This window comes from Neobacillus sp. SRL179 (assembly GCF_984799095.1).
The window spans coordinates 1,440,215-1,452,086 of sequence record NZ_OZ481792.1 but is presented as its reverse complement, the minus strand read 5'-3'; the positions used below and the strand labels follow the sequence as shown (position 1 = coordinate 1,452,086).

Annotated in this window: 13 protein-coding genes and 1 pseudogene; 7 read left to right on the top strand and 7 right to left on the bottom strand. The window is 36.5% G+C overall.

Annotation, left to right across the window (positions count from 1 at the left end; all coding sequences use genetic code 11):
- The first annotated feature begins 201 nt into the window (after positions 1–201).
- Positions 202–1,941: a B12-binding domain-containing radical SAM protein gene (locus AC4E8C_RS07170; protein WP_490211410.1), complete on the top strand. Its 1,740-nt coding sequence runs from the start codon at positions 202–204 to the stop codon at positions 1,939–1,941.
- 157 nt (positions 1,942–2,098) lie between these two features.
- Here the strand turns inward: AC4E8C_RS07170 and AC4E8C_RS07165 are convergent, their stop codons facing one another.
- Positions 2,099–2,260 carry a hypothetical protein gene (locus tag AC4E8C_RS07165; protein ID WP_490211408.1) on the bottom strand — a complete coding sequence of 54 codons (162 nt, stop codon included), beginning with the start codon at positions 2,258–2,260 and terminating at the stop codon, positions 2,099–2,101.
- A 132-nt stretch (positions 2,261–2,392) separates the two neighbouring features.
- Here AC4E8C_RS07165 and AC4E8C_RS07160 point away from each other — a divergent pair, with 132 nt between their 5' ends.
- The 4 genes from AC4E8C_RS07160 to AC4E8C_RS07145 all read left to right on the top strand — a co-directional run bounded on the left by AC4E8C_RS07160 (position 2,393) and on the right by AC4E8C_RS07145 (position 4,356).
- Positions 2,393–2,746, top strand: a complete 354-nt coding sequence (locus AC4E8C_RS07160) for a DUF3905 domain-containing protein (protein ID WP_490211406.1) — start codon at positions 2,393–2,395, stop codon at positions 2,744–2,746.
- A 105-nt stretch (positions 2,747–2,851) separates the two neighbouring features.
- Entirely contained in the window at positions 2,852–3,055 is a 204-nt protein-coding gene (locus AC4E8C_RS07155) for an alpha/beta-type small acid-soluble spore protein (RefSeq protein WP_490211405.1), read from the top strand.
- A gap of 114 nt (positions 3,056–3,169) precedes the next feature.
- Entirely contained in the window at positions 3,170–3,508 is a 339-nt protein-coding gene (locus tag AC4E8C_RS07150; RefSeq protein ID WP_490207782.1) for a transposase, read from the top strand.
- The gene (locus AC4E8C_RS07145; protein ID WP_490212454.1) at positions 3,451–4,356 is read left to right on the top strand and encodes an IS3 family transposase; all 906 of its coding nucleotides are present in this window, start codon (positions 3,451–3,453) and stop codon (positions 4,354–4,356) included. The genes AC4E8C_RS07150 and AC4E8C_RS07145 overlap by 58 nt, the downstream gene beginning before the upstream one ends.
- Before the next feature lie 52 nt (positions 4,357–4,408).
- Here AC4E8C_RS07145 and AC4E8C_RS07140 read toward each other — a convergent pair whose 3' ends face one another.
- The 4 genes from AC4E8C_RS07140 to AC4E8C_RS07125 all read right to left on the bottom strand — a co-directional run bounded on the left by AC4E8C_RS07140 (position 4,409) and on the right by AC4E8C_RS07125 (position 8,850).
- Positions 4,409–5,566: an anti-sigma factor domain-containing protein gene (locus AC4E8C_RS07140; protein WP_490211403.1), complete on the bottom strand. Its 1,158-nt coding sequence runs from the start codon at positions 5,564–5,566 to the stop codon at positions 4,409–4,411.
- Positions 5,563–6,309 carry an RNA polymerase sigma factor SigI gene (gene sigI, locus AC4E8C_RS07135; RefSeq protein WP_490211402.1) on the bottom strand — a complete coding sequence of 249 codons (747 nt, stop codon included), beginning with the start codon at positions 6,307–6,309 and terminating at the stop codon, positions 5,563–5,565. The genes AC4E8C_RS07140 and sigI overlap by 4 nt, the downstream gene beginning before the upstream one ends.
- 287 nt (positions 6,310–6,596) lie before the next feature.
- Entirely contained in the window at positions 6,597–7,055 is a 459-nt protein-coding gene (locus tag AC4E8C_RS07130) for a hypothetical protein (RefSeq protein WP_490211400.1), read from the bottom strand.
- Between the two features lie 214 nt (positions 7,056–7,269).
- Positions 7,270–8,850: a peptide chain release factor 3 gene (locus tag AC4E8C_RS07125; protein ID WP_490211399.1), complete on the bottom strand. Its 1,581-nt coding sequence runs from the start codon at positions 8,848–8,850 to the stop codon at positions 7,270–7,272.
- Between the two features lie 379 nt (positions 8,851–9,229).
- Between AC4E8C_RS07125 and AC4E8C_RS07120 the strand changes: the two genes are divergently transcribed.
- Together AC4E8C_RS07120 and AC4E8C_RS07115 are read left to right on the top strand one after the other, a co-directional pair.
- Positions 9,230–10,966, top strand: coding sequence for an AAA family ATPase (locus AC4E8C_RS07120; protein WP_490211397.1), 1,737 nt, complete (start codon positions 9,230–9,232; stop codon positions 10,964–10,966).
- 100 nt (positions 10,967–11,066) lie between these two features.
- Complete coding sequence (locus AC4E8C_RS07115; protein WP_490211395.1) at positions 11,067–11,471, top strand: YkvA family protein; 405 nt, start codon at positions 11,067–11,069, stop codon at positions 11,469–11,471.
- 46 nt (positions 11,472–11,517) lie between these two features.
- On the opposite strand, the pseudogene AC4E8C_RS07110 reads toward AC4E8C_RS07115, so the two are convergent.
- Together AC4E8C_RS07110 and AC4E8C_RS07105 are read right to left on the bottom strand one after the other, a co-directional pair.
- Positions 11,518–11,601, bottom strand: a pseudogene (locus AC4E8C_RS07110) (YjcZ family sporulation protein); the annotation flags it as partial.
- Between the two features lie 81 nt (positions 11,602–11,682).
- Entirely contained in the window at positions 11,683–11,787 is a 105-nt protein-coding gene (locus AC4E8C_RS07105) for a YjcZ family sporulation protein (protein WP_490211394.1), read from the bottom strand.
- Positions 11,788–11,872 lie beyond the last annotated feature (85 nt).

The following is an 11,872-nucleotide window of genomic DNA, read 5'->3' as shown; positions in this document are numbered from 1 at the left end:
AAATTTATGATTATAACTGAGTTTATGAAAGATTTTAATTATATAACAGAAGTTTTATTGTAATATAACAGATATAGCTTTCTAAGCTTATTGTCTAGTAATTTATCATTCATCCCCTGTTAAAATGGTTTATCACCTAGTCTTTTAGTCAAAAATAAGTTATAATTATCTATTGTTTTATTATTGAGAAGGAGCAATCATATGAATGTTATCTGTTCTACATTAAATGCAAAGTTTATACATACAAACCTTGCTATTCGTTATTTAAAGGCTTATGCCGCACCAGAATTTACAATAAAATTAAAAGAATACACCATTAAAGACCCAGTCTTGAATATTGTCTCAGACCTCTATCAAGCAAAACCAACCGTTATTGGTTTTAGCTGCTATATTTGGAACATTGAAGAAACACTCAAAGTGGTCAATATGTTAAAAAAAGTTGCCCCATCGATCATGATTGTTCTAGGTGGACCTGAAGTCACTTATGATACTGCTGAATGGATGGAAAATTATCCGGACATTGATTTTATTGTCATAGGCGAGGGAGAAGAATCTTTTAAGCAGCTGCTTACTGAAATCAACACGACAAAAGATTATCGCCAGGTACACGGATTAGCCTATCGTGAAAACGGCAAAGTCCTGATGACCCCACAAATGAATAAGCTAGACCTAAAATCACTTCCAACCCCGTATCGCTTTCCCGAGGATATGGATGACTTAGGAAAACGTGTTACCTATATTGAAACCAGCCGAGGCTGTCCATTTAGCTGCCAGTTTTGCCTCTCATCAATTGAAGTCGGCGTAAGGTACTTTGACAGAGAAAAAATCAAGTCAGATATTCGCTATTTAATGAAACATGGTGCTAAAACGATTAAGTTTGTTGACCGTACTTTTAATATCAGCAGAAGCTATGCGTTGGAAATGTTCCGTTTTCTTATTGATGAACATCGACCGGGTACCGTTTTTCAATTTGAGATCACGGCTGATATCATGCGTCCTGAAGTGATTGAATTTTTGAACCAAGAAGCACCTAAGGGATTGTTCCGTTTTGAAATTGGCGTGCAATCCACCAATGACTATACAAATGAACTTGTACAAAGAAAGCAGAACTTTTCCAAGTTAACGAGAACGGTTACGATGGTAAAGGATGGGGGGAAAATTGACCAACATCTTGATTTAATAGCTGGTCTGCCTGAAGAGGATTATTCATCTTTCCGTAAAACATTCAACGATGTTTTTGAAATGAGACCGGAAGAATTACAATTAGGTTTCTTAAAAATGCTGCGTGGAACGGGCGTACGACTGCGTGCCGATCAACATCAATATTTATTTATGGATCATTCCCCTTATGAAATCTTAAGCAATAATGTTCTTTCTTTCGATGATATCGTACGAATTAAACAAGTTGAGGATGTATTAGAAAAATATTGGAATGACCACCGGATGGATTATACCGTGGAATTTTTAGTTACAAATGTTTTTCCTTCTCCCTTTGATTTCTTCCAAGACTTTGGCTCTTATTGGGACGAACGGGGATGGTCAAGAATCGGGCATCAACTCGAAGACTTATTCCGCCGCTTGTACTCATTTCTTGAGGAAAATTCAGTGGAAAATTTAGATGTAATTGTTGGACTTATGAAGTACGATTATTTAAAAAATCATAAATACAAGCCAAGAAAACCATGGTGGGATCAATCTTTTGATAAAGGGGAGCGGACTCAACTTTATCGGCAAATAATTAAGGAACCAAGCCGGTTAGGACAAGAGTTTGTAAACCTAAACCTTGATGAAAAAGAATTGTTTAAACATACCATGCTTGAAGAGCTTACCTTTGATTTAGAATTGTACCTTGCCGATGGACAACTTCATAAAGAACCTAGAAATTTATTGACCTACTTTGGACCAAATAATGAACGAACTTTACTCTTTACATTTAGATAAAGATTAAGCCAGGGATATCCCCCGGCTTATTTTTTTGTCTTTGATTTCTGATTCTCTTTTACTTTTTGATCAAAAAGCTTAACCCCGTTCACATTACCAATTTCAATACTCATTTCCTCAACTGGTATCCGAGGAGGTGTTTTTCGCCGGCTGCCCACTAGCTTCTACCTTTTTTCCCTAATTTGGAGTTGCGGTTTTGGAACCTAATTGCATTATTATTATCAGTAAATTCTGCAGAAAATTCACTCTCTTGAACATTTTTATGTGGTGTCTTCGAATATTTTTCCACAGCATTAAATTCTGCTTTTCTTTTAGCCAAAACAATTCCTCCTTTTGTTAATGGTACATTTATTATTTTAAACAAAGTTAACAGGTTCATTCCTTTCCTAAATTTCCCAAAATAAAATTTTCATTCTGAAAGAAAATAACAGTAAAAAGGAAGTGAGCACCCATGAAGAAGTCAAAAACTAAAGAGTCCTCCGAACTGGGAACGATTAACGAAACGATGCCGCATCAAATAAATGCACCTAGTTTTGAAGGGACCGGCATTAAAATGCAGCAGCCCTTTATTAACAAATATGGTGTCACCATTGGAGACAGTTTATATGCCTCTGAAAATTCCCCTTTGGAAAACTGGACAAAAGATACAGATCCTGCCATTATGGCTGGAGACGAATGGGTACATCCCACAAACGATATAGGTTGGAACACTGCCGAAAACCGAGATCTTCTGGAAAGCAAAAAAAGGCCGCAGGCCTCTCCATTTATGCATCCAACAAAGGATGTAAGTCATGGTGCAGACTAATAAATATCCAAAACCGAAAAACATTTCCACTTATGAAAAGGGAATAGTAATTAAATAATATAGATACAGAGGTATTATCCTCTGCATGAAAAAGGAGTGATAATCATGGCAAATAGCAGTAACAAATTATTAGTCCCAGGAATTGAACAATACCTAGATCAGGTTAAATACGAAATCGCTCAAGAATTTGGCGTGCAACTAGGTTCAGATACTGTTTCAAGAGCAAATGGTTCTGTAGGTGGGGAAATTACAAAAAGGCTCGTTCAGCAAGCACAAGCACACATGTCTGGAGAATTTACCAACAAATAATTAAATAAACATGGAAAAAAGTCCGGTATGTGATATTATCCCCTTTAAGTAGACAGTGTAAAAAGCCCGCTAATAACGTGGGAATGATACACTACTACTTGGAGGGGATTTTTTATGGCAAAAAAGGGGACGAAATTTCAATCCTATACAGAAGAATTTAAACGTTTAGCAATTGAAAGATATATTAATGGTGATGGTAGTTACCAAACTCTTTCTGAGGAGTTGGGATTACGTAGCCCAACCCAATTAAAAACTTGGGTAAGAAAGTTTGAGGAAGGCAATCAACTTACCGATCAAAGGGGAAAAACTTCTACTGATAACCCCCTTAAAGGGCGACAAAAAACAAAGTTCAAAAATGTAGAAGAAGAACGTGATTACTATAAGGCTCAGGTTGAATACTTAAAAAAGCAGTATCCAAATCTTCACGGGGAGGTGAAATCAGAAAATCAATAAGGTTTGAGATTATACATGAGCTAAAAGGTATATACCCCATTACCTGGTTAACTGAAATTGCTGAAGTGCAGAGATCTGGCTATTACAAATGGGTAAAAACCATTGAGATTCGTGAAAAGAAAAAGGAAAAGGATCAGGGGTTAATGGATCTAATGCTTTCCATCCACCTCAAACATAAGGAATATGGCTATCCTAGAATGGTAGTAGCCCTGAAGGAGGAAGGATTTGAGGTAAACCATAAGAAGGTTTACCGTTTAATGAAGGAGATGGAAATTCAGTCGGTAATAAGAAAGAAATGGAGATACTTTGGTAAAAAAGGTTCCAAAGTGTTCCCTAACTTGGTTAACAGGGAATTTAAAGAGAGAAAAGAAAATGAAGTCCTAGTAACAGACATAACTTACATACCTTTCCAAAACCGTTTTTATTACCTATCAGTTATTCAGGATCTATATAATAATGAAATTGTTTCTTGGAAGTTATCAGACAGGAATAACATGAAACTGGTATTGGATACTGTGGAGGACCTAAATAAAAAAAGAATCGTGCACGGAACCATTCTCCATTCGGATCAAGGATTCCAGTACACGTCTAAGAAATACAACAAACGATTAAATAAATATGGCATTAAGGGCAGCCACTCTCGCAAAGGAAACTGCCTAGATAACGCCTGTGTTGAATCGTTCTTTTCCCACTTTAAAACAGAAATGTTGTATCAAACCGATTGTAAAACAGAGGAAGAATTAATACAAGCAATAGAGACATTTATGTATGAGTACAATTATAAGAGATTCCAAAAACGACTAAACCACCGTGCTCCAGTTGAATATCGGATCACGATGGCTGCATAGTCTTTTTTAGAGCTGTCTACTTGACGGGTGTAAGTCCATATGCACCGGACTTTTACTTGTTTTTATGTTCCCATTTGTTGTTTCCAGGTAAATTTTGCTTACCCTTTTGTTCAGTCTGATTCCATTTTTGATTCCAATTATTTTGTTGACTAGGATGGTTTTGTTGTGAATTTTGCTTCCACTTATTTTGTTGGTTAGAGTTATTTTGTTGTGAATTTTGCTGCCATGACTGATTGAGAGTCTTCTCTTTTTGTTTTTGAATTCCATTTGTTAAATTGTTTGATTTTTCTAGTTGTTGGTCTTGTATCTTTATTTGTCCTTGGTTCTGCTTTACTCTTTTTTCTTCCATTTCTTTTTTTAATTGACCTGGAGGAGTAGAATTTTCTTTCCATTGATCAACATTTGCCTGTTCATCCTTTATTAATCCTTGGTTCTTACTAGGACTGGATTCTGATTTCTTAAGTTGTCCGGGTGGAATGATCTGCTTAGCATCTGAAGATAGGGAATTATGGTCTGAATTCTTTTGTTCTTTTCTTGCTTGAGATGATTGATTTTCTTTGTATTTACCGGCTGTAATTCCTAATTCATGTGCTTTTTCTTGTTCTTTTTGGGTTGCTTTTAAAACAGTCAGTTCTATCTTTTTATTAGTAATATTAGCTTTGATCTCATCGAGATTCTTTTGAAGCTCCCGCTCTACCTTTTTCTCTGACTGTTTTGTCCGCACGGTGGAAATAATAACCTGCTCCGTATTATTTATCAATCCCGCACTTTTTATTTCTGTTAAGATGGATTGGGCTACCTCCGAAACATCGGTTTTCTCCCAGTCTTTAAGTTTTGTGATGATCTTCTTTCCTTCTTTATTAAATCCTTTTACCTCAATTACCTGCATTTTTTTATTAACTGCCAGCTCAATACTCGGATTAGCATCGATTGACATATAGGCATAGGCTTTATTGTTTTGATACATTGGAATAATAGAACCAATAAATATCAACAAAGCTGCTACTGCCGTCAAAAGTATTTTAGGTTTATAGATCTTTCTTAACAAATGAAATGAATGGGCAGGCTGACCACTAACAAATGGAAAGAAATTAATTTCCTCACCGATACTATAGGGTTGATTCTGCCTTTTCGAGCGTAAAAACTCACCTTCGGGGGTTAATAGCGTTAAAAACGCATCATCCATTTCCATAATTATACCTTTTCTCATGTTTCAAGCACCCCCTTTAAATAATCCTTCATATACACATAATCACTCGATAATATAAGTGCTACTGCTATAATATATTTCCGATTTCGTTCTATCGTTTTTCGGCTGACCTTCACCATTTTTTCTAATTGTTTAATAGGAAGCCGTTTTTTCTCGAATAATAACCCTTTTAATTCATCATCAGCAACAAGCATTTTCGCAGTCAATATCGCACTTTTCCGTGCATCTGCATGCTTCGGTGAATTCTCAACAAGGTCATAGAGGTTTAAGTTAAATGATTCTAGTAAGGCTTGGAAGTTGAGAATTTCCTCTTTTCTTAATTGCTCATCATTCTTTTTATGGAAATCATCTAAGGAAAGTTCATTAACAATAACTGCGCCTGCTGACTCTTCCTCTTGCGATGAATTGGTTATGTCAATACTAATTTGTGGGTACTTTGTTTGCTTACGAATATAGTCGATTACTCTTCTTTTGATAATAACTTCGGAAAAACTTAACAGAGAACTGCCCCGCTCAGTTGAATATTTTTCAATCGCTTCATTAAATGCGATAAGACCAATGCTAAATTCATCATCGGTTTCATATATATATCGTCTGCATACGGATGATACTGTCTTAGCAATAAATGGCTTATAGGATTCAATTAATTCATTTAGTAAGGAGCGGTCACCTTGTTGAATCAAAAGAACCGTCTCTTCAAGACTTAATTTTTTCTTTTTGGTCATAAACAATAAACTTAGCATTTGCTCACCTCTATTCGACCAATTATAACATACATGTGTTATTTTGGACTTTATGGAGTGTAAGCATCTTTAAAAAAATAGAACCACCATTAACTATCTTTTCCTGTTTATTGTTTATACAGATAGACTATTAATCACCTCGATTTTTCGGCTGCTTTTTCATTACATTTTACGTTATCATTGAAACCGTTTGTGGGGGTTAGAATAAATTTTTTTCCCAATAGAAATAAGCTTTAAACCAAGTACTTGATTTAAAGCTTTTCGTTTGAATATCAACTTTTGGACTGTTATTTTTTTAAAATTAATAGTGATCGTATAAGGCCGCCAATTATCAAGCCTGGAATTAAAAACAACATAGGAAGAAAAACAGGACCAGGATGAATTTGAAAGTAGGTCACTTTTGGCGAAATCATTAACCCCACCGTAACAAAATAAGCACCGAAAACAAAGGGCAGATAAGCATATTTCTCTTCGGCTGGCATAGCTGAGCGATAGCCATCCCATAGTGAAAACATATATACACATGGATAAAACATAAGCCATTGGTAGTTTACGATCATCTCAGCCTTTTTGATTTCTCCTAAGAAGCTATACATAATTGTTTGATTAAAGTGACTATTAACATTCATAACAAATTCTAAAGCAACAAACAATATTCCTTTGATATAATGGCCCGTTAACAATTGTGTAAAACCAGGAAATGCAATATTCCACAAAACGGCTTCTAATTTACTCATTTTTTTCATTGTTCTATCCCGCTTTTTAGGAAATTTTAGAAACGTCTCAAATTAGTTTATCCATTCCTATGCAAAATATTTAGAGAAGGATAAGAACTTTTCCCAACCTTTATAGTTCAAAAGTAATAGCGTTTTACATTCATTGCAAATAACCATTGGATTATTATAAATAGAAAAGCAGCAGGTGGCCCCCCTGCTGCTTTTCAAAACTAAATTCATTTTTCTAATCTTGTTGGTCCATCGGATTATAAAGTTTAACGGTAGGATTTTTTTCTTGGAACCATCTTAATGCAAAGTCATTCTCGAATAAGAAAACATAATGGTCATAACGATCCCTTACCAATAAGCTTCTCGAACTTGAAAGGTTTTCATCCACCACTTCATTCTCAACCCAACGTGCAATTTTTGATCCCATTCGCTCCATTAATACCTCAGCATTGTACTCATTTCTCATTCGATGCTCAAATACTTCAAACTGGAGCTGTCCAACAGCACCCAATAAATACTCATCCATCCGAACAGTTTTAAAAAGCTGGATTGCACCTTCTTGGACAAGCTGCTCTATTCCTTTATAAAAGGACTTTTGTTTCATAACATTTTTCGCAGAAACTTTTACATATAATTCCGGCGTAAACTGCGGTAATCTTTCATATTGGAAATCATCTTTGCCAGTGGTGAGTGTATCTCCAATCTGATAAGTGCCAGTATCATATAAACCGATAATGTCACCGCTGACCGCCTCTTCAACCGTATTTCTTTCTTCTGCCATAAAAGAGGTGGACTGCGAAAGCTTTAACTGCTTCCCTAAGCGCGGTATATTGACAGTCATTCCCCGTTCAAATTTACCTGAACAAATCCGTATAAAGGCAATCCGATCACGGTGAGCTGGATTCATGTTTGCTTGTATTTTAAAAACAAATCCTGAAAAACCCTCTGCTAATGGATCAATCTCACCAATCGATGAATTCCTTGCTTTTGGTGGTGGGGCAAATTGTAAATATGACTCTAGAAATGTCTGGACACCAAAGTTGGTTAACGCGCTGCCAAAAAACACTGGTGTAAGAGTTCCATCAGCCACTTTTTGAGCTGAAAATTCATTTCCTGCTTCATTAAGAAGCATAATTTCATCAAGGGTCTGATCATAAAGTCCCGAGATTTTCAATGGGTGTTCTCCCTCAATTTCCCCATCCTCATTTAATGGAATAAACCGCTCTTCCTCACTTACACGGAATTGCTCTACCCGGTTGTGATATCGATCATAAATTCCAAGAAATTCTTTCCCCATACCAATTGGCCAATTCATTGGATAGGATTCAATTCCCAAAACCTCTTCTAACTCTGCAAGAAGCTCAAGTGGTGCTTTACCTTGCCGATCCAGCTTATTCATAAAAGTAAAAATTGGAATCCCACGCATCCGGCATACTTTAAAGAGCTTAAGTGTTTGTTCCTCAATCCCTTTTGCGGAATCCACAATCATTACCGCACTATCAACAGCCATCAAGGTTCTATAGGTGTCTTCACTGAAATCCTGGTGTCCCGGTGTATCCAAAATATTCACTCGGAATCCGTCATAATCAAATTGCATCACACTAGAGGTAACGGATATTCCACGTTGCTTCTCAATTTCCATCCAGTCGCTTGTAGCAAACTTCCCTGTTTTTTTCGCTTTAACTGTTCCAGCATCACGAATTGCTCCGCCGAACAATAATAATTTTTCAGTTAATGTCGTTTTACCAGCATCCGGGTGAGAAATAATCGCAAATGTCCGGCGTGACAAAACTTCTTCTTTAAAGTTCTTACCCATCTTGTCTTCCTCTCTTTTGACAATGAAGTGAAACATCCCCATACAGGACCAAATTCCCTAGCCAAGGATTGGCTGAACGTTTAGGTTTTGAGCATTTTACTACTCTCACCCTTTATTCTTCAACTTCATTCGTTTATTGACCGCTTTTAAACGGAAAAGTTTTTTCCATAACTTCAATCTTATCTCGCAAACGTTAACTTTGCAATATTTCTATTATATACAAGATATTTTTTCTTTTTCATCCCACCATAATGAAAATAAAGGTTGACTGTTTTTTTATTGTTGTTTAAAATATTCAATTGTTCCAATGATTTCCACCTCGTTTTTTCTAAAATTACCTTTATAATAGAATATATGACTGTAAGAGGAGATGAAATGGTTGAATCAAAGTAAAAAAATAGTTTCAAAGTTTATTCCCTTAATTATAGCAATGATCATTATCATTACAGGTATTGTTTGGTTTGTTCAAACATCCACTAATGAAATTACGATTCCCTTCTCATCCATTGAGAAAACCATTCAAAGTCAAAATGGCAAAGTTGTAAAACTCACTGAACAAGCCGATGGCAGCCTTTATTTAAATACAGGAAAAACCAAATATGTTTCCCATGTTCCTCCTAACAGTCAAATGGTTGAAAAACTCATAGAAACATATAATATTGACTATTCATATACCACTAGCAGCCGTTACGGAAAATGGATTATGGGCGGTTTTATTATACTCATAGCTGGAATTGCTTTTTCCATACAAAAAACAAAAGGGCTGGGTCTTCATAATTCCATGAAAAATAGTGTAGCTAAACCTCGCCCATTGCCTTCCATAACTTTAAAAGATGTTGGTGGACTTGGAGACGAAATGAAAGAAGAAATAATGCAAACACTTTCTACCCTGAAAGAACCTGAGCGCTCACTGAAATTAGGAGTTAAACCCCCTAAAGGGATCTTATTATACGGACCCCCTGGAACGGGAAAAACTTTATTAGCCCAAGCCATTGCACGTGAGTTAAATGCCTCTTTCTTTTCGACAAGCGGATCTGCATTTAATGAATTGTTTGTTGGCGTCGGCGCAAGCCGCGTCCGTTCCTTATTCCAAACTGCTAGAAAGCAAAGTCCTGCCGTTATATTTATCGATGAGGTGGATGCTTTAGCCGCCAAACGAAAAGCGCAAGGCAGCGAAGAGGCAGAAAAGACGTTAACCGAATTGCTCGTTCAGCTGGATGGTGGTCATTCAAATGATGGAATATTGTTTATTGCTGCTACAAATAGAAAAGACTTGCTTGACGATGCTTTCCTCAGACCGGGAAGAATTGACTTCTCTTTCCATGTACCACTGCCGGATACAAAAGGTAGAAGAGAAATTATTGATATCCATACAAAGGGAAAAAACCTTGCAATAGATGTATTATCGTGTTTGGATGATTTGGCTGAAAGTACATCCGGTTTTTCTGGAGCAGAACTTCAGTCATTATTTGAAACAGCAAGCCGGCGTGCCGTAAGAAATGGTCAAGATAGGATTAACAAGTCAGACATTGATTATGCTTTAGACCGGATCATTTTAGGAAGTACGTCTCGAGCTTTACAGGACCTTGATACAAAACGGAGGGTAGCAATCCATGAAGCAGGACATGCAATTGTGGCATCCTTAACGAAGCCTGGATCAGTAAGAAAGGCCACGATTATCCCACGTGGTGAAGCACTAGGCTATGTAGCACCCATTCCAAAAGAACTTGATTTATCCACCACGTCTGATCTTCTTGATCGGGTAGCCATGGTATTAGCAGGTGGAGTTGCCGAAAGATTGTTTCTTGGTGAACACAGTATCGGTGTCAGCGGAGACGTTCAGCAAGCTAAGCACCTAATTGAACAAATGGTAGATACAGGTATGCTTCAAGATGGTTTTACCTTAACATTTAATAAACCTGATAAGGAAGCTAAAATGCAGGAATTGTTCGCAAAAGGATTAGAAAAAGCAGAAACCCTTATTCAAACTCATCAACCACAGTATTTGCAATTGGTTGATGCCTTAATAAAAAAAGAAACACTTGAGGGTACAGAAGTGGAAACAATCGTTAACTTAGTTCAAACATACGGAAAAAATACCATCGTAATTGCTTAACATGTGACCAGGTGCATTCTAATGCGTCTGGTTTTTTTGTTTAGTCTATTATTTTAGTGGTAAACTATTGTATATTCCGGTTTAAAAGGAAGTGAATAACTTGTTCGGTAAAGACAAAATCATTGAAAAAGAGCATGCTAAATATAACAACGAAGCAATAGAATTGCTGGACAATCCAAACAAGATAAAAAATTTACTTAATAAGGCCATAAAAAAGGCAACTGAAAAAAAAGGTCATTTAGGAGAAGCGTGGGATAAGCTGTACCTTTTTATTGATTTAGTTAAAGCTTACTCAAAAGGAGAATATAGAAATATATCCACCAGTACTATTATTACCGTTATAGGTGCCATTCTCTACTTCGTTTCGCCGCTTGATTTAGTCCCTGATTTTATAATTGGCCTCGGCATTTTTGATGATGCAGCTGTAATTGGTTATACAATCAAAAAGATCTCATCTGAACTAGATGAATTTACTAAATGGAAACAGTCTTCAGATGCACTATAAAGAAAACCCGCTTGATTAAACAAGCGGGTCTTGACCTTATTTCAAATTACCATCTAAAGCAAGCTGCACCCACAATAATCAACAAAATAAACAATACAACGATTAATGCGAAGCCGCCGCCAAAGCCACCTCCGCCCCAGCCACAACCGCCATAGCCGTATCCTCCGCCAAATCCACCATATCCAAACATGTAACTTCCTCCTTTTTTATATTAATAGAATCCGTAACCCCAAGAAGCTCCGATAATGATTAACAAAATAAATAAAACGACTAGTAGGGCAAATCCGCCTCCATAGCCACCTGCTACACCAGACATTTACATTACCTCCTTTTTCAATTTCCATATATCCTATTCACCTAGATAAAAATGTGCGATAGACACATATCCATATTCGATCATT